The organism is Novosphingobium sp. PhB165, assembly GCF_004341845.1.
Lineage (GTDB): Bacteria > Pseudomonadota > Alphaproteobacteria > Sphingomonadales > Sphingomonadaceae > Novosphingobium.
In genome coordinates this window covers 132,467-148,933 of the sequence record NZ_SLVB01000007.1, presented here as the reverse complement: position 1 = coordinate 148,933, position 16,467 = coordinate 132,467, and the positions used below count along the sequence as shown (strand labels likewise).

The 16,467-nt window shown below is 61.3% G+C and carries 14 protein-coding genes; 6 read left to right on the top strand and 8 right to left on the bottom strand.

Annotated elements, in window-relative coordinates; translation table 11 throughout:
* Positions 1 to 67: 67 nt before the first annotated feature.
* Complete coding sequence (locus EDF56_RS20055) at positions 68 to 1,465, bottom strand: PAS domain-containing protein (protein ID WP_165912277.1); 1,398 nt, start codon at positions 1,463 to 1,465, stop codon at positions 68 to 70.
* 107 nt (positions 1,466 to 1,572) lie between these two features.
* The gene (locus EDF56_RS26045; protein WP_165912276.1) at positions 1,573 to 1,932 is read right to left on the bottom strand and encodes a response regulator; all 360 of its coding nucleotides are present in this window, start codon (positions 1,930 to 1,932) and stop codon (positions 1,573 to 1,575) included.
* 380 nt (positions 1,933 to 2,312) lie between these two features.
* Between EDF56_RS26045 and EDF56_RS20045 the strand changes: the two genes are divergently transcribed.
* A complete protein-coding gene (locus tag EDF56_RS20045) occupies positions 2,313 to 5,237 on the top strand; it encodes a sensor histidine kinase (RefSeq protein WP_165912275.1) in 2,925 nt (974 codons plus the stop codon).
* 12 nt (positions 5,238 to 5,249) lie between these two features.
* Here the strand turns inward: EDF56_RS20045 and EDF56_RS20040 are convergent, their stop codons facing one another.
* Complete coding sequence (locus EDF56_RS20040) at positions 5,250 to 5,864, bottom strand: response regulator transcription factor (protein ID WP_132390840.1); 615 nt, start codon at positions 5,862 to 5,864, stop codon at positions 5,250 to 5,252.
* 203 nt (positions 5,865 to 6,067) lie between these two features.
* On the bottom strand, positions 6,068 to 6,904 hold the full coding sequence (locus EDF56_RS20035; protein ID WP_132390838.1) for an alpha/beta hydrolase: 837 nt from the start codon (positions 6,902 to 6,904) through the stop codon (positions 6,068 to 6,070).
* 579 nt (positions 6,905 to 7,483) lie between these two features.
* Between EDF56_RS20035 and EDF56_RS20030 the strand changes: the two genes are divergently transcribed.
* Positions 7,484 to 8,236, top strand: coding sequence for a glucose 1-dehydrogenase (locus EDF56_RS20030; RefSeq protein WP_132390836.1), 753 nt, complete (start codon positions 7,484 to 7,486; stop codon positions 8,234 to 8,236).
* A 96-nt stretch (positions 8,237 to 8,332) separates the two neighbouring features.
* Positions 8,333 to 9,457, top strand: coding sequence for an alpha/beta hydrolase (locus EDF56_RS20025; RefSeq protein WP_243652725.1), 1,125 nt, complete (start codon positions 8,333 to 8,335; stop codon positions 9,455 to 9,457).
* Positions 9,458 to 9,925: 468 nt separating this feature from the next.
* Here the strand turns inward: EDF56_RS20025 and EDF56_RS20015 are convergent, their stop codons facing one another.
* The 3 genes from EDF56_RS20015 to EDF56_RS20005 form a co-directional block, all read right to left on the bottom strand.
* Entirely contained in the window at positions 9,926 to 11,458 is a 1,533-nt protein-coding gene (locus EDF56_RS20015) for a catalase (protein WP_132390834.1), read from the bottom strand.
* 111 nt (positions 11,459 to 11,569) lie between these two features.
* Positions 11,570 to 12,187 (bottom strand): M17 family peptidase N-terminal domain-containing protein, encoded by a 618-nt coding sequence (locus tag EDF56_RS20010; RefSeq protein ID WP_165912274.1) that lies wholly within the window; start codon positions 12,185 to 12,187, stop codon positions 11,570 to 11,572.
* 359 nt (positions 12,188 to 12,546) lie between these two features.
* The gene (locus tag EDF56_RS20005) at positions 12,547 to 12,777 is read right to left on the bottom strand and encodes a hypothetical protein (RefSeq protein ID WP_132390830.1); all 231 of its coding nucleotides are present in this window, start codon (positions 12,775 to 12,777) and stop codon (positions 12,547 to 12,549) included.
* Positions 12,778 to 13,098: 321 nt separating this feature from the next.
* Here EDF56_RS20005 and EDF56_RS20000 point away from each other — a divergent pair, with 321 nt between their 5' ends.
* Positions 13,099 to 13,635: a hypothetical protein gene (locus EDF56_RS20000; RefSeq protein WP_132390828.1), complete on the top strand. Its 537-nt coding sequence runs from the start codon at positions 13,099 to 13,101 to the stop codon at positions 13,633 to 13,635.
* Between the two features lie 170 nt (positions 13,636 to 13,805).
* Here EDF56_RS20000 and EDF56_RS19995 read toward each other — a convergent pair whose 3' ends face one another.
* Positions 13,806 to 14,669 carry a helix-turn-helix transcriptional regulator gene (locus tag EDF56_RS19995; protein WP_279389725.1) on the bottom strand — a complete coding sequence of 288 codons (864 nt, stop codon included), beginning with the start codon at positions 14,667 to 14,669 and terminating at the stop codon, positions 13,806 to 13,808.
* A gap of 97 nt (positions 14,670 to 14,766) precedes the next feature.
* On the opposite strand from EDF56_RS19995, the gene EDF56_RS19990 reads away from it, so the two are divergent.
* Positions 14,767 to 15,693 (top strand): SDR family oxidoreductase, encoded by a 927-nt coding sequence (locus tag EDF56_RS19990; RefSeq protein ID WP_132390826.1) that lies wholly within the window; start codon positions 14,767 to 14,769, stop codon positions 15,691 to 15,693.
* Between the two features lie 66 nt (positions 15,694 to 15,759).
* Complete coding sequence (locus EDF56_RS19985; RefSeq protein ID WP_132390824.1) at positions 15,760 to 16,323, top strand: hypothetical protein; 564 nt, start codon at positions 15,760 to 15,762, stop codon at positions 16,321 to 16,323.
* Positions 16,324 to 16,467 lie beyond the last annotated feature (144 nt).

The window sequence follows — 16,467 nt, the reverse complement described above, 5'->3', positions numbered from 1 at the left end:
TACGGGAAATGCTTTTATACGCGGGGATGATCGAGATCACCTGCGCATCTGGTACGGCGACGAATGCTTATTCCTCATCGCAGGCACGAGGAAGTTCGAGTTCGATATCGATGCCCGTTCCCTCACCGTTGCGGGTAACTCGGATGGAGCCGCCATGGAACTGCGCGATGGCGCGGCAAAGACTGAGCCCTCCGGCTGAAAGATGGGCGGGTTGTCTATCCGAAACCCAGGGCACCGCCGGTTCCGTGAAAGCGCTACAGGTGATGTTAAGTCGTACATACGAGCCATCGGCAGATGTCGCGATCCTTATCGCCCTTTGCTCTTCGGGGCAGTGCGAGGCATTCAGTCCGCCGCCAATCAGGCTGGAGACGAGACGCTCCAGCAGCTGAACCTCGCCCAGTATGTACTCGTTGCCATCTCCAAGCGTCAGGTCGAACGAGGTTGTCGGGTGCCGCGTTCGGATAGCCTCGGCCGCGCGCCGGATGAGAGGGGCGAAAGGCACGAGCGACCTTTCCAGACGGCCCCGTTCCACCACTTCATGGACCTGGGCAATGACCTGAGTGGCATCCTCTCCGGCATGTTGTGCTTGTGCAATGACCCGGCGCGCTTCGGCGAGATCCGGGGGGCGCCTGTCGAGCCAGCGCCGGGCGGCGGCGAGATAGGCGTTGATCGAGGATAGCGGTTGGCTGACCTCGTGCGAAATCGACGTGGAGAGGCCGCCGATGATCGCGCGGTGCAGCGCCTCGTCCCGTTCGAGCCGCGCAGCTTCCAGGTTCTTTTCCATGCGCTTGCGCTCGGTAAGATCGAGCACGCTGCCACAGACGCGATCATAGCCGTTGCCATCGGTCGGCAGACGCATCGCAATGAAGATGGGTATGAGCTCGCCTTGGGCCCCGCGGACCAGGCATTCGGTCTCGAACGTCGGGCTGCGCCGGCCGAGGGCGAGCAGGCCTTCCACGAAACTCTTATCCTCTTCGGGTAGAAAGTCGGAAAGGTGCTCGAAGAATCCTGCCTTTCCCGTCCTACCCAACAGCCGCATCGCCGCATCATTGGCATGCGTGATCCTCACCAGGCCGCACAAGTGCGCGACCTGACCGGGATTGTCTCGCAGATGGGCTTCCAGATCATCGACGCCGCTTGCCTTGAGAGCGTTCAGTTCGGCCATGACCTGCGTGAAATCATGCTCCCAGATGGCAAGAGCAAGCGAATTGAAGATTGTTTCGTAACGGAGGTCGCTGGCCCGGACCTTCTCACGCAGTCGCCGGTTCCGGGCAAGGAGCAGGGCAGCAATGGTGACGGCGGCAAGGCTGGCCACGAGGCGCAGCATTTCGTCCGTATCGGCGCCGCCACCGTGATTGATGAGAAAGCTGATTACGGCAAGGACGGCGCAGGGATAGGCCCAGCGAGAGGGACGCAGCCGTGAAGTCCCGTCGTCGGCTATCAGCAGCACCAGCGCATAGAGCACCGCGACGGCGCTCTGCAGGCGCGTGAACGTATCGATGACGAAGACGGCTGCCGCTGTCAGCGCCGCGAGAGAAACTCTCGTACGGTCCGTGAAGGGCGTGACCATGGTCAGGCTTGTCCGGCCCCGCCCAGCAGACCTTCGATCATGGCAATGACGGCATCGGCATCCAGGGGTTTGGCAAGGAAGCGGTACGCGCCCTTTTCAAGAGCGCGCTGGCGCCACTCGGCATCGGGGAAGGCGGTCATCAGGGCTACCGGAAGATCGGGCGCTATCGAATGGATGCGGTCCAGCAGCTCGATTCCCGAAAGTCCGGGCATTTGAATATCGCTCAGGACAAGGGTGAAATGGCTTAAATCGTGTTCGAGAAGACGGAGGCCGCTTTCGAACAGGTCCGAATGCACGTCGACCGACCGCAACAGACCGGCAAGGGCCGTACGGACGCATTCCTCGTCGTCGACGATCGCCACGCATGGGTAAGGGGGTGATGTGCGGTTCATTGAAAAGCCTTCCGATCGTCCGTTCCTAGGCCCGATGCTTCCCCCCGAGCAATTATACGCGGGTGTGAACGGGCCGGGGGCGAAGGTTCGATCTTCGTGCCGCCACCTCATACCGGCGCATGAGTGCATCACCGTCGGCTCGGTGCTAGGGGCGAACAGGCCGTGCTGCGTCGCCACGCGGGGTTAAGGAGAAACGCGTGGTGTTGAACGCAGTGGGGCGGCCGGGCCGAGCAGGATTGTTGCGGCAGCGGAAAAGGCTGTCCCGCATTGCCTTGCTGATTGCGTCCAGCCTGATGTGCGCGACAAGCGGCGGCGCCGGGGCCGGAACTCAGCCACTGTCCTCCCTCGAAATGCAAGGTTGGCAGCATAGCTTCACGGGGCCGCGGGAGGGCGCTCCGGCCGGAGTTCGGTCTCTGGCGCAGACGCCCGACGGGATCCTGTGGATTGGCGCCAGTGATGGCCTCTACAGGTACGACGGCCGGAGTTTCGCGCGGCTACCGCCTTCCAGCGCGAAGCCGATCCAAGCCGATACGATCGGGCCGCTGTTGGCAACTGCCGATGGCGATCTGTGGGTAGGTCACGATTACGGCGGACTCTCGCTCGTGCGTTCGGGTCGGCATGTCGCTCTGACCGGTCTGCGAATGAGTACTGTCTGGGCCTTGCCAGCGAACCGCGCCGGCATGGCGTGGGCGGTGGGCAGCGACAGCAGGCAAGTCTACATCGCCCGTCTGGTCAATCGCAAATGGGTGTCGTGGACCGAGTTCAAGTCCGATCTGTTCTATGGCAGCGCCATCGGCGGCGATGGAACGCTGTGGCTGCTGGTGGGCGACCGGCTCATCGCCATCTCCGCAAGCGATCATCGTGTGCGGATCGTTGCGCGCGGGATCCGTTCCTCCAGCCTTGCGGACGGTCCTGACGGCCGTGTCTGGCTGGTCGGGAAAAACCGCCTCACCGAACTGGGGGCGACCGAGGGCGCTGATGGCAAGGCCTTTGTGATCGAAGGGTTCAGCCGGAAGGGGGACGCACCCGTCCGGTTCGAGGATGCCCGTCATTTCTGGATCATTCAAAGCGACAACGTGCTGGAGCGCTACGAAATCGGAGCGTCCGGGCGTGCAGTGCGTATTGCCGCATGGCCCAGCGGCTATGCACTGACCGCATCCGTATTGCCGCTGAGCGCGCTGCCGTCGATGATCGATCGCGAACAGGCGCTCTGGATAGGGACGAGCCAGGGGCTGGAACGCTTCAGTCGCAGTTCCTTCGTGTCGGTGCTGGCAGGCGCCAACAACACGGTCGAAAACCGCTCTCCCGCATTCGCTGCCGCTGACGGGCTCGGCACCGTTTGGGCCTGGAGGCATGATCGCCTGTTTCGGTCGGGCCTTGGCAGAGGCTTCACCTCCTGGCCGGGAACACGCCCAAGCGGGGTCGCGCCATGCGCGGCCAGGTCCGGAGGCGTCTGGGTGTTCAACGGGACGGACGGTTTCACACGCATCGGCGGACCTTCACCGGCGTCGCTCCCTCTCGGTCAGGAAGGGGCAAGGCTTGCCAAAGAGCTGGGCTTCAATGGATGCCTTGAAGATGCGCGGGGCCGCCTGTGGGGAGCTGCCGATCGCGGCCTTGCTCTGCTGGGATCAGGGCGCTCCGCCGCGGTCGCTCTGGGTGAAGATTCCGGCTATTCGATCGGCACGTATTCCGCGTGGCGCGACGGGTGGGTGCTTGCCTATATCGGCAACGGCAATCTGTGGCTGACCGATGGCGAGCATTCCCGTATCGTATGGCGCCATGACGACAATACGCTGGGCTTTATCGAAGCCCAGTATCGCAGCGGAAATGCGACACTGCTGGGCGGCGACCGCGGCCTTGGCCGGTTCGACGGCCGGTCGGTCAAAGTGGTGTCGAGTGCCCGCTTCCCCTGGCTCAATTTCGTCGCCGGAATCGTGCAGACGCCGCGCGGCGAGACGTGGCTGCAGACCAGCAGCGGGATCGTCCGACTGCGGACGGTCGATCTCGATCGCACCTTTGTCGATCCGCATTTCCAGCCCGATGTGCGTATTTTCCGCGCTGCAGACGGCGTGCCCGGTCCGCCGACTTATGCGAACATTTCGGGTCTGGCCGCCGACGGCAGCGGACGTGTCTGGGTTTCGACGAGCAACGGGATCGCTGTATTCGATCCGGCCACTGCGCCTGCGGACGGGCCGCCACCGCCCGTGCTCGTCACGGCAATCGAAGCCGATGATCGGGTCATGCCGGTGGGCCCCAGACTGGAACTGGCGTCCGGCACCGGCCGGCTGCGGATACAGCTTGCCGTCGTCGATTTCGACAATCCCATGGCGACGCGCCTGCGCTACAGGCTGAAGGGCATGGACCCTGAGTGGGTCGACGCCAGCGAGCAGCGCGCGGCAATGTTCACGCAGTTGCCTCCTGGACATTATCGCCTCGAAGTCATGGGCGCCAATTCTCACGGCGTCTGGAATTACAAGGGGCAAACCATCGAGATCGATGTGGCGCCGCACTTCTGGCAGACTTGGTGGTTTGCAGTATCCGCAGGGCTGGTCCTGTTGCTTGGTCTCTGGCTTGCCGTGCGTTGGCGTATCGCACAGGTCGCGCGGCGATTGCGCAGCCAGGCAGCCGAACGCGCAAATGAGCGTGAGCGCATCGCTCGCGACATTCACGACACCCTGCTGCAAGGCATGCAGGGGCTGGTCATGCGCATTCAGGCGATTACGTCCAGGATGCAGATTCCCGACCCCAATCGACAGGAATTGGAGCAAAGCCTCGACCGCGCGGATGCACTCATTGCCGAGGGTAAACTGCGTGTTCACAACCTGCATCTGGAGGACAGCCCCGCCGACCTCCATGCCATGCTGCAGCAGGTCATGATGGAGATGCCGTTTGCAGCGGACGTAGAGCGGTCCGTTTCGGCAAATGGACAAGCGCGATCGGTCGATGTCGTGGTTATTCGCGAAGTTCGCGAGATCGTGGCGGAGGCGTTGTTCAACGCGGCGCGCCATGCGCGGGCGCAGAGCGTTTCGGTTTACCTGACGTTCGGTTCGCGCGCTCTGGAGGTTCTCGTGGCCGACAATGGGTCGGGGTTTGAGAACAGCATGGATGCCGCCTCCGGCTATGGCCTGGTCGGGATGCAAAAGCGTGCAGAGAGCATCGGGGCCAGACTGACGGTCGAAACCCGGCCGGGGGAGGGCACTTCCGTCCACATGAGAGTTCCGGGACGCAGGGCATATCCGGTTCGCATGGATTTGCCGGCTTGGCTGACGAGATAGTTCTCGGGCCGATCAGATCGTCAGCATGCCTCGCCGCAGCGCCTCGGTAACCGCGTGGGTGCGATCGGAGACATTGAGCTTCGTGAAGGCGCTCTTGAAGTAATCCTTCACGGTTTCCTCGGAAATACTCAGGATCTTTGCAATCTCGCGGTTGCCGTTGCCTCTTGCCGCCTGTGCCAGCACCTGCGTTTCGCGCGCGGTCAACGGCCGATCGCCGACATGGATGGCGATTTCCGAAGCGACCGACGCATCGATGTAGCGCTTGCCGGCGTGAACATCGCGGATCGCCTGCGCTATGACCTTGCGGGCATTGCTCTTGAGCATGTAACCGGCCGCGCCGATCTTTAGAGCGCGCGCCGCCGACGCATCTCCGGCATATGTCGACAAGACAATGATCCTTGCCGAAGGCGCGTCCGCCAGAATGGTCGCGATGGCTTCAGCGCCGCTCGCTGTGGGCATCTGCATGTCCATCAAGGTGACGTCGGGTCGGAGCGCCGAGAACTGATGTACGGCTTCGATCCCGTCGCCGGCAGTGCCGACGATCGTCAGATCCCCCTCGCTTTCGATGATTGCGCTCAGGCCCTCACAAACAACGGGGTGATCGTCGACCACCAGTACACGGATCATCGCTGTATCTCTCAGGTGTCAGGAAGGGTCAGGAAGTGATCCTAGACGCGCACTGCATGGAGGGACAACCGGATTTCCACTTCGGACGGGTTTCGGCGTCGAGGTTCGTGGGACACCGTGATCTGTTCGATCGGTGTCCGGCGAGAAACGGGCATGGGCCAATTGCCCCCGGGATGCCGATGGGCCATCCCGGGGGCTATGGTTCAGCCCTGCACGAAAGCGAGCAGGTCGGGATTGATGGTATCGGCGTTGACGGTGAGCATGCCGTGCGAGAAGCCTTCGTAGATCTTGAGCGTCGCATTCGGCAGGATCTCGGCCTGAAGCACGCCGGCGTTCTTGTAGGGCACGACCTGATCGTCATCGCCATGGAGCACGAGCGTGGGCACGGTGATCGCCTTCAGATCTTCGGTCTGGTCGGTTTCCGAGAAGGCCTTGATACCCTCGTAATGGGCCTTGGCGCTCCCCATCATGCCCTGACGCCACCAGTTGTCGATCACGGCGGGCAGCACGTTCGCGCCTTCACGGTTGAAGCCGTAGAACGGCCCGGCAGCAACATCGCGGAAGAACTGCGAGCGATTGGCGGCAAGCCCGGCGCGCAGGCCATCGAACACTTCGATCGGCAGGCCGCCCGGATAAGCTTCCGTCTTGAGCATGATCGGCGGCACGGCGCTGACCAGCACGGCCTTGGCGACGCGGCCCTGAGGAATGCCATAACGGGCGACGTAGGCCGCGACTTCACCGCCGCCGGTCGAGTGGCCGATATGAACGGCGTTCTTGAGGTCGAGGTGTTCCATCACCGCCGCGGCATCGGCAGCGTAATGGTCCATGTCGTGACCTTCGCTCACCTGCTGCGAGCGACCATGGCCACGGCGGTCATGGGCGACGACGCGGTAACCCTTGGAGAGGAAGTACAGCATCTGGGTATCCCAGTCGTCCGACGAGAGCGGCCAGCCGTGGTGGAACACGATCGGTTGGGCATCTTTCGGGCCCCAATCCTTGTAGAAGATTTCGACGCCGTCCTTGGTGGTCACATAAGCCATGATGCTGGTCCTTGGTTGTATTGGGTCAGGCAGATAAGGGGCGAAGCCGTTCCTCTTCAGCCGGTGAGGTGACCTCTGGCGAAGATCGAGATTTCGGAAAAGTCAGATAAAATCACATCGTTATTTCGATATATTGGAACAATTGGATTGCCCGCTAGGTTTGCCTTGGCTGGATTTCACCAGAACAACGTTCAATCCGAAATCATCCCTGAGTATGCCTGACGTAACATCTGAGGAGGAGGCGCTGGGGGTTTGGCTGCGGGCACCGTCGCGCGAATGGTGCTGGCAGTCGGTCGATGATGGTGCTGATGAAAGCGTGAACCCCTCGCCATGTGTTCGGCATCATGCGAGCGTTCTGGCGGATGCAATCATTGCCGGACAGTCTGCGAAGAGATCGTCCACGAGGGTGACCATGCGAAACGCGGATCTCCGTGCGGAGCATCGCAGGCCTTCAATCATCGTTCCTCTTGTGGAACGCTGAGTCACAATTTTGCTGTCTACAGCCAATATCGTTCCGGACGCATTCGTTCTCCAGCGGCAGGGAAACGGTTCCCGCCAAATGCACGAATGGAGAATGACATGGCTGACAAGTTCGAAAACAAGGTTGTCGTAGTCACCGGTGGTACGACCGGAATTGGTCTTGCGACGGCAAAGGCCTTCGCGGATGAAGGTGCGTCGGTGTTCATCACCGGACGGCGGCAGGAAGCTCTCGACGCGGCGGTCAAGGCGATCGGCGGCAAGGTCACCGGCGTACGCGGCGACATGAGCAAGCTGGTAGATGTCGACCGTCTCTACGACGCGGTCCAGCAGCAGCACCCTGCGATCGACGTAATCTTCGCCAATGCCGGAGGCGGCGAATTCGCACCGTTGGGTGCGATCACCGAGGAGCATTACGAAAAAACCTTCGACACCAACGTAAAGGGCGTGCTGTTCACCGTGCAGAAGGCCCTGCCGCTGCTGCGTGACGGCGCCTCTGTCGTCCTGACCGCCTCGACCGTCAGCATTTCGGGAACGCCTGCGCTGAGCGTCTACAGTGCCAGCAAGGCGGCCGTGCGCAACTTTGCGCGTAACTGGATCCTCGATTTGAAGGATCGCCGCATCCGCGTGAACGCTGTCAGCCCAGGCGTCACCGATACTCCGGGTGTCGACGAACTGTTCGGCGGCGGCGAAAATGCCGAGAACACCAAGGCCTATCTTGCAGGGCTGATCCCGGCCGGTCGTATCGGCCAGCCCTCGGAAATCGCCAAGGCCGTGCTGTTCCTGAGTTCGGATGAGGCAAGCTTCATCAACGGCGTCGAACTGTTCGTCGATGGTGGGCAGGTCCAGATCTGAGCAGGGTTCCTGCGGTCCTCAAGCGCCCGTCCGCCGGCACCGGCGGCGGGCGCTAACCACAAGCAACTCATACCCAGGAATGAGCGAAGCAGCCGCATGGACGAGGTTGGCGCCCACGCGTCTGGCAGCGCGCATGGTGCGCTGCGCTATTCGAATAAAGGACCGACGCCGCAGCCGTTCAGGCTCAAGGAGCAGCATAACATGATCCGGAACTTCACTTTGCGAATTGCACTCATGGTGCTTTCGGCCAGCCCCGTAATGGCGGCAGGCTCGGCCCTGGCAGCTTCGCGCAGCGTAACCATGACGGCCGCGACATCCGATGAAGCGTTGCTCAGGCATTTGCCCGGCTTTCGCCAGGGTTTCGTGGAAGTCGACGGGGTGCGTCTTCATTACGTCGAAGGAGGCACGGCAAACAGCGCAAACCCTCCGTTGATATTGCTGCCGGGGTGGCCTCAGACTTGGTGGTCGTATCACAAGGTCATGCCGGCGCTTGTGCGAGATCGACGGGTGATCGCGGTCGATCTGCGCGGGATGGGCACCTCTGACAAGCCTGCCGGCGGTTACGACAAGAAAACCATGGCTGCGGATATCGCAGGTCTAGTGCGTCAGCTTCACCTCGGTAAGGTCGATATAGTCGGCCACGACATCGGTTCGATGGTAGCCTACAGCTTTGCGGCCAATCATCCAGAACTGACCAGCAAGCTGGTACTTCTCGACGTCGCTCCGCCGGATGCCGGACTTGCGACCTGGCCCATGCTGCCGGCGCTGGGCACGTTTGGCGACAAGGTCGGAGACGGTTCACATGCCTATGTCTGGTGGTTCGCTTATCACCAGGTTCCCGAATTGCATGAAAAGATGGCGGGCGATGGGCGTATCCGGATGGAGCAGGACTGGTTCTTCCATTACTTGACCAAGGACGAACGTTCGATCGACGCGCTTGACAGGAAGGTTTATGCTGCGGCGTACACATCAGGGGACGCCATCCGGGCGGGTGATGGTTGGTATCAGGCCTTTCCTCAGGACATCGTCGACAACGATGGCTATGCGCCGCTTACGATGCCGGTGCTGGCACTTGGTGGGCCGGGTTATGCGTGGCTGAAAGGCGTCCTTGCAACCAAGGCACCCGGCGCCGAAGTGGTCAGGGTCGATAGCGGGCACTTCATACCTGACGAAATTCCTGAAACGCTGGTTGAGAAGATCGAGGGCTTTATCCGACAATGATGGACTCCAAGCCGGACCAATGCCGACATTCGGCTTTCCGTCAGTGCCATCAAGGCGGACGCAACGGATTTCCTGCCCCGCCCTTTCGATGAGCTCAACTTGCTCGATGCCGTCGAGCACGCGCGGGCGATCGACCTTGAAGGTTGTTCCAACGTTCAACGTCAGCGGGCTGTTGCCCAGCGTTTCGACGGGCTGACCGAGCGTGAGCGGCAGGCGATGGAAGGCGTCGTGCGCGGGCTGATGAAGAAGCAGATCGCCTGGGAATTGAAGATCAGCGAGATAAACGCGAAGCTTCATCGCTCCAGCCTGATGCGCAAGATGGGCCTACGACCCGTACCTGTTCTCGGTTTAAGGGCGTCCTTGCCCCTTTCGCCGCAATCCGTTCGGCTCCAATCCGCAATCGAGACGCGATCCCATGCGCCATCTCAAGGTGACACATGGGATCGTTCAGCCTCTTTGGCGGGAAGATCAGTCCGCCGTCTCAGGCACGGGCGACAGTGCGGGATTGACGTTCATCCGCAAAGCCTTTGCAACGCCTTCGCCGTAAGCCGGATGGCAGCGCGTGCAGTTGTCGATGTGCCGTTGCTTGATGAAATCGGGCGCATCGCCCATCGCGCGGGTCGTGTTGGCGAAGAGCCGCTCTTTCTCATCCGCGCTGTAGAGTTCGAACAGGGCGCGGGGCTGGCTGTAATAGTCGTGGTCATCCTCGCGGAAGTCCCAGAAGTCCGCATTCCCGTCGATCTTCATGGGCGGCTCACGATATTCGGGCTGCCCCTGCCACTGACCGAACGAGTTCGGGTGAAAATGCGGAAGGCCGCCGTAATTGCCGTCCACCCGGCCTTGGCCGTCGCGGTGGTTGGTGAAAACGGGACAGCGCGCGGCGTTCACCGGGATCTGGTGATGGTTCACGCCAAGGCGATAGCGCTGCGCGTCCGAATAAGCGAAGAGGCGCGCCTGCAGCATCTTGTCGGGCGAGACGCCGATGCCGGGGACGAGGTTGGAGGGCGCGAAGGCGCTTTGCTCGACATCGGCGAAGAAGTTCTCCGGATTGCGGTTCAGTTCCATCACGCCGATCTCGATCAGGGGATAGTCGGCATGCGGCCAGACCTTGGTGAGATCGAAGGGATGAAAACCGCAGGTGGCGGCTTCGACTTCGGGCATGATCTGGACCTGTACCGTCCACTTCGGGAATTCACCGCGCTCGATGGCATCGTAGAGATCGCGCTGGTTGGATTCGCGGTCCTTGGCGACGACTTCGGCCGCTTCACCATCGGTCAGGAACTCTACGCCCTGCCGGGTCTTGAAGTGGACCTTCACCCAGAAGCGCTCACCTTCCTCGTTCCAGAACGAGTAGGTGTGGCTGGAATAGCCGTTCATGTGGCGATAGCTTTTGGGAATGCCGCGATCGCCCATGACGTAGGTGATCTGATGGAAGGCTTCGGGCAGCAGGGTCCAGAAATCCCAGTTGTTGGTGGCGCTGCGCATGTTGGTGCGCGGATCGCGCTTCACGGCCTTGTTGAGGTCGGCGAATTTGCGCGGATCGCGCACGAAGAACACTGGCGTGTTGTTGCCGACCATGTCCCAGTTGCCTTCCTCGGTATAGAATTTCACCGCAAAGCCGCGAATGTCGCGCTCGGCATCGGCCGCGCCACGCTCACCGGCGACGGTAGTGAAACGGGCAAAGAGTTCGGTCTGCTTGCCCACTTCGCCAAGGAATTTGGCACGGGTATATTTCGAGACGTCACCGGTGACCGTGAACGTGCCGAATGCGCCGGAACCCTTCGCATGCATGCGCCGTTCGGGGATCACTTCGCGATTGAGGTTGGCCAGCTTTTCCAGCAGCCACACATCCTGCATCAGCAGCGGGCCGCGCGGGCCCGCGGTCATCGAATTTGAGTTGTCGACAACAGGCGCACCGAACGCGGTGGTGAGCGGAGTGGCACCAGAGACGGCACCATGGCCGAACGGGCATTTTCCGCCGCTGGGGTTCGATTCGGTCATTGCTTCACTCCTTGAATCTGTCGGTCTTGTAAAGGGTTACGAGACCGGTCTAGCGGAGCGGGAGTGATTGCCTAAACTATACCATGATATGATTGTGATCGACTGAAGCGATTAATCGGCGCGCTGCCGGAGTTGTTCCTGGAACTGCTCGACCGCGCCGGAAAGCCTTGCCGCTCCGACGTCGAACACCCAGCGCTGCAGGAGTGGCTTTCCAGCAAGGCCCAAGTCGACGAGCTTCGACCTGGCGCGAAGGGCTGCGGCAAGGCCGTCGATCATGGGAGCGCTGGCGCCGACGGTAGCGCCTGGCGTAATGCCGCTGTCGAGCATACCTGGAGCGAACGCTGCGCTATGGGCGCCGATAGCGAGGGCGAATTCGGCGGCGGCGCGGACGGTGTCTCGCAATCTGTTCACCGACCAGTCGGCCGGGTCTCCCATCCCGACTAGCAGCAGGCTTTTCGCCTTGATGCTGCCGGGCGGGCAGGGGAGGAGCAGGCACTCACCCGCCGCAGCCGTGAAGATACCTTGCTCGCGTAGTTCGAGAAGATGGCCATCGAGAGCGGCATTCAGGTGAGCAAGGCCACCGGTGATCAGAGCTCCATCCGCCTCCCTAATGAACATGGCCGCACAGGAAAGCTCGACATTGGCGCCGGCTGCGTCCCACGCCGCCACTTCTATCGATATGCCGAAAGCGGATCCAACTTTAGTCATGGAAATGTCCCTTGCCAGCATTGTAGTACCATTGAGTACGGGAGAGATGCGGGTTCCTCCCAGCACCGTGTCCGGCGGCACTTTCCATGGCGATTTCACTATATTCGAAGGCGGTGAAGTGGATGACATCCAGATCTTTGATTGCCGCGCCTCCTTAGCCCAGTCTTATCCTGGTCACATCAATTTTGTATGAAACCAATCTGAAGTTCCGAGAGCTGCTTGGGAGTTCCAGGTTTCTGTGACGGCGAAAGCTGAACATCGGCAGCGGGATAATCACATCGAGCCAGGAACGGTCGGCCGCATTAATGTAGGGCAGGTTTCAGGGAGCGCGCTTGCCCCGTCCATGTCTGTTATGTTGGCGGCTAAAGCCCGTTAGGCGCTCAATCGGCGGTAATGATCGAATATTCAAGCCGAACATCGTCGAGCAATCGCTCGATTGCAGCGCGCTGCGCATCGGTGCCACCAAGCCTGACATCCCAATTGCAATGGGCATGCGTCGCCATATCGCGCACGACGAGCTTGCCAAGCGCCCGCCGCCATGTCTGGGACGTGCCGCCTCTCTCCCGCATGAGGCGCGCAATGAGCAGAAGTTCGAGGTCGGAAGCAGTCATACACACCGCTTAGTCGTTGTCGGCGGCTAAGCAAGCAGAGCTTCGCTCGCAAGCTTGAAGGATCAACGGCAGGTTTCGAGAATCAGTCGCGGAGCCGCCGACGTCGGCTCTGTCGGCGGTGCTCGAGAGGTCCCGTTTGCGCCGAGGCCGATTTCCTCGCCATGTCTTTTGCGCCTATCGCAATCCGCTTGATCACCGTGCTTCGAGTGGCGCTTCGGCTTTGACACCGACTTGGCCTGAGGAGCGCTCAGTCGATCTCAGACCGCTTCCCGTCTCTCCAAAGGCGCCTATTCGCTCCAGCGGGAGCATGGAAAAGCGGAGATGACTATGAGCACCTGTTCACCGGAGCGCCGAGATCACGATATTCCCCTGACTGATGAGGCCGTTCTCCATAAGGATGTTCGTCTCGGACTGCAGATCTGCCGAGCCAACAGTCTATCGCTCACGCGGCTTCAGCTTGCGCTGAGAAAGGGCGACAGGCGCTGCGTGCTGGAAGCGATCGACCGGCTGCATGACCTGGATGCCCAGATCGGCCGTCTGCTCGAACGACCGCCCATATCCGCCAACGATGATCCGGAAACCCAAGCGATCTGCAAATATATCGACGAGCAAAGGATGGCGGTCGCGTTTGAAAGGCTTGCGCTTGTAAGTCAGGTAAGCGGTCCGGATATGCTATCGCCCACCGGCCACTGGAGCGTCCCAAATCAGTCGAGAACATCCGACGGGCGTTCTACCGAACAAGCTGGTTCACCGATCACAACGCTCCGGCAGTTCTCGCCCAAGACACTTGGCTTCGTACTAGCGCTTTTGGTGTTTGCGGCTGCAGTCAGTGTGATCTTTTTTACTTCAGTCGTTTAGGGCAACATTGCAAGAGTGGGGAGTTCGTGACCCAATTGTCGCCGTCCTGGCCCGGCACCTTAAATGGCTGCTCTCGCTGAAGTCGGCCGTTCGCCTCCTGTAGACCCGCTCAGCGCCGTGAACTGCGGCCTTGTTAGCGTTATTGTCGGCTTGGGCGTGGGCCGGCCGCTTTAAACAGTAAATTCTGCTTCAGTGTCCGTAGTTTCTTGAATCAATCTCTTCATTCGGTCGGCGGTTTCCGCCGTCGCCGGATTGTAGACCATCATGGTGAGATCGGGGCGTCCCTCCACTGCGAAAGTCGAGAATTCCAGCTCGATGGGCCCGATCCTGTGATGGGAAAGACGCTTTACGCCGTCGCCGTGGCCCACGACTTCATTGTCGCGCCAGAGCGCCGCGAATTCGGGGCTCTGGCGCGAAAGTTCCTCCACCAGTTGCGCGATCTCCGCGCCCGCGCCGGCGCGGGCGGCATCGGCCCGAAACGCGCCAACGACGTATCGGGCCACCGTTCGCCAGTCGTCCTGCGCGGCCTGAATGCGTTCGTTCGAGAACATCAACCGCAGGATATTCCTTCCTTCGCGCGGGAGCGTGGAATAGTCTGTCAGCACGGCTGCCGCCGCCACGTTCCAGGCGAGCACGTCCCAGGTCGCGGTGCGGATGATCGCCGGACTGAAAGGGAAAGCATCGAGCACGCGTTGCAGGCGCGGAGTAATCCCCTCCGACTGGCGGTAGCGGGCTTCGGGTGGGTGGCCGAAAGCAAGGATGAAGAGGTGTTCGCGCTCCGGCTCCGTCAACATCATGCCGGCGGCGAGGCGGTCAAGGACATCCGGGGAAGGCGCGCCGCCGCGCCCCTGTTCCAGCCAAGTGTACCAGGTGGCGCTGATGTTGGAGCGCTGTGCCACTTCCTCGCGCCGCAAGCCCGGCGTGCGGCGACGTTCGGCAGGGAAGCCGAAAGTCGTGGGATCGAGGCGCATCCGGCGATCGCGCAGGAAAGTCCCGAGAGCGTTGTCTTTAGCGCTGGCGGACTTTTGCGGCACAGGCGATCCTGTTGATGGTTATACCATGATAAGATCACTACTTTAACAGGAAGACGCGAAGGCCGAAAGAGCAACTCCCCAATCGGAGTTTCCACACATGCGCGTATTCCTGACAGGCGCCACGGGTTTCATCGGCTCCCGCATCGTGCCCGAACTGCTGGCCGCCGGACATCAAGTCGTCGGCCTCACGCGGTCCGACGCGGGTGCTGCTTCCCTGCTGGCTGCAGGTGCCGAAGTGCATCGCGGATCGTTGGAGGATCCGGAGCACCTTGCCGCCGGCGCGACCGATGCTGACGCAGTGATCCACACCGCTTTCGACCACGACTTTTCCAATTTCGTTGCCAATTGCGAAAAGGACGGTCGGGTAATCACGGCGCTCGGCGCCGTGCTGAAAGGATCGGACCGTCCGCTGGTGATCACCTCCGGCACAGGCATGGGCACGCCTGCGGATGGTGGGCTGGCGCGGGAGGACGTGTTGAATCTGGACCACCCCAATCCCCGCACGATATCGGAACGGACCGGGCAGGATCTGCTCGACGCCGGCCTGAATTTATCGGTCATGCGGCTGCCGCAGGTCCATGACACGGTGCGACAGGGACTGATCTCCCCCTATATCGACATCGCTCGCGAAAAGGGCGTCGTCGCTTATGTAGGGGAGGGTGCGAACCGCTGGCCGGCGGCACATGTGCTGGACGTGGCGAAGCTTTATGTTTCGGCTGTGGAGAGCGGCGAGTCCGGCGCTCGCTATCATGCCGTGGCCGAGGAAGGCATCTCCGCACGGTCGATTGCCGAAGTGGTCGCGACGGGGCTGGACTTGCCGCTCGTCGGGCTGAAGTCGGAGGATGCGGCTGCGCACTTCGGCTGGTTCGCGATGTTCGCCAGCCTCGACATGCCGGCTTCGAGCGCGTGGACGCGCCAAGCGCTTCGCTGGTTGCCAACGGGGCCAGATCTCCTCAGTGACTTGCGAGCCATGGATTATGTCCTCGATCTCCATGCCGGGGCCGGCAAAGCGCAAATCCAATAGCCTGCAAAACTATCATAAATTAGAAGGTTGAGAGCCTCTCCCGCTGATTCACGACAAGGAGCTCCCATGGCCTTTCATTCTCGCGTCATTGCTCTCGCCGCACTCCTTGCGATGGCCGTGCCTTCCGCCTCAGGCGCACAGTCGACAGGGCTGGAAGATATGGTCGGAGCCCGAGCCGGCCAAGCCGAAGCAGAGCTTCATCGGAGGGGCTATCGCAATGTTGGTGGAGAGAAGGGCGACGATCGCAGCTACACCTATTGGTGGAACGAGGATCGCCATCAATGCGTGTCAATCTCAACCATGAATGGCCACTACGAAACGGTGACGCAAACCCCGCCACCGGACTGCCACAGGAATGCGAGCGGGAATGATCGTCGCTCCTATGAAGCCGACCGCCATGGCTCGCAGGCGCACGGTTATGTCGCTGGGGACGATCTGTCTCGGACCTGCCGAAACGAAGCAAGTGCGCGGTTTGATCGCCGGCCGAGCGAAGTGACTGCGAATGCCCCGATCCAGCAGCGGAGCGGTTACATTGTCCAGGGATGGTATGATCCCCGTGACGGCAGCAAGGGGACCAAGTTCTTCAATTGCCGCTTTGACGAAGATGGCCGCTTCCTCAGCGTGAATTAACGGGAAACGCCGGTTCGGGAGAGGGCGCTCAGCGCAGTGAACGGCGGCTATGTCGGCGGATCTCGCGAGGGGACTATTACTTCATGAATGCCAACGAAGCGTTATCTAGCTGATTGGTCGACGTGTTTTTACGAGCCAAGAAGC

What these genes read in the sequence shown, in the direction of transcription:
- EDF56_RS20045 (WP_165912275.1), top strand. Translation starts at nt 2,313, where the DNA reads ATGCAAGGTTGGCAGCATAGCTTCACGGGGCCGCGGGAGGGCGCTCCG.
- EDF56_RS20040 (WP_132390840.1), bottom strand. Translation starts at nt 5,864, where the DNA reads ATGATCCGTGTACTGGTGGTCGACGATCACCCCGTTGTTTGTGAGGGC.
- EDF56_RS20035 (WP_132390838.1), bottom strand. Translation starts at nt 6,904, where the DNA reads ATGGCTTATGTGACCACCAAGGACGGCGTCGAAATCTTCTACAAGGAT.
- EDF56_RS20030 (WP_132390836.1), top strand. Translation starts at nt 7,484, where the DNA reads ATGGCTGACAAGTTCGAAAACAAGGTTGTCGTAGTCACCGGTGGTACG.
- EDF56_RS20025 (WP_243652725.1), top strand. Translation starts at nt 8,333, where the DNA reads ATGGACGAGGTTGGCGCCCACGCGTCTGGCAGCGCGCATGGTGCGCTG.
- EDF56_RS20015 (WP_132390834.1), bottom strand. Translation starts at nt 11,458, where the DNA reads ATGACCGAATCGAACCCCAGCGGCGGAAAATGCCCGTTCGGCCATGGT.
- EDF56_RS20010 (WP_165912274.1), bottom strand. Translation starts at nt 12,187, where the DNA reads ATGCTGGCAAGGGACATTTCCATGACTAAAGTTGGATCCGCTTTCGGC.
- EDF56_RS20005 (WP_132390830.1), bottom strand. Translation starts at nt 12,777, where the DNA reads ATGACTGCTTCCGACCTCGAACTTCTGCTCATTGCGCGCCTCATGCGG.
- EDF56_RS20000 (WP_132390828.1), top strand. Translation starts at nt 13,099, where the DNA reads ATGACTATGAGCACCTGTTCACCGGAGCGCCGAGATCACGATATTCCC.
- EDF56_RS19990 (WP_132390826.1), top strand. Translation starts at nt 14,767, where the DNA reads ATGCGCGTATTCCTGACAGGCGCCACGGGTTTCATCGGCTCCCGCATC.
- EDF56_RS19985 (WP_132390824.1), top strand. Translation starts at nt 15,760, where the DNA reads ATGGCCTTTCATTCTCGCGTCATTGCTCTCGCCGCACTCCTTGCGATG.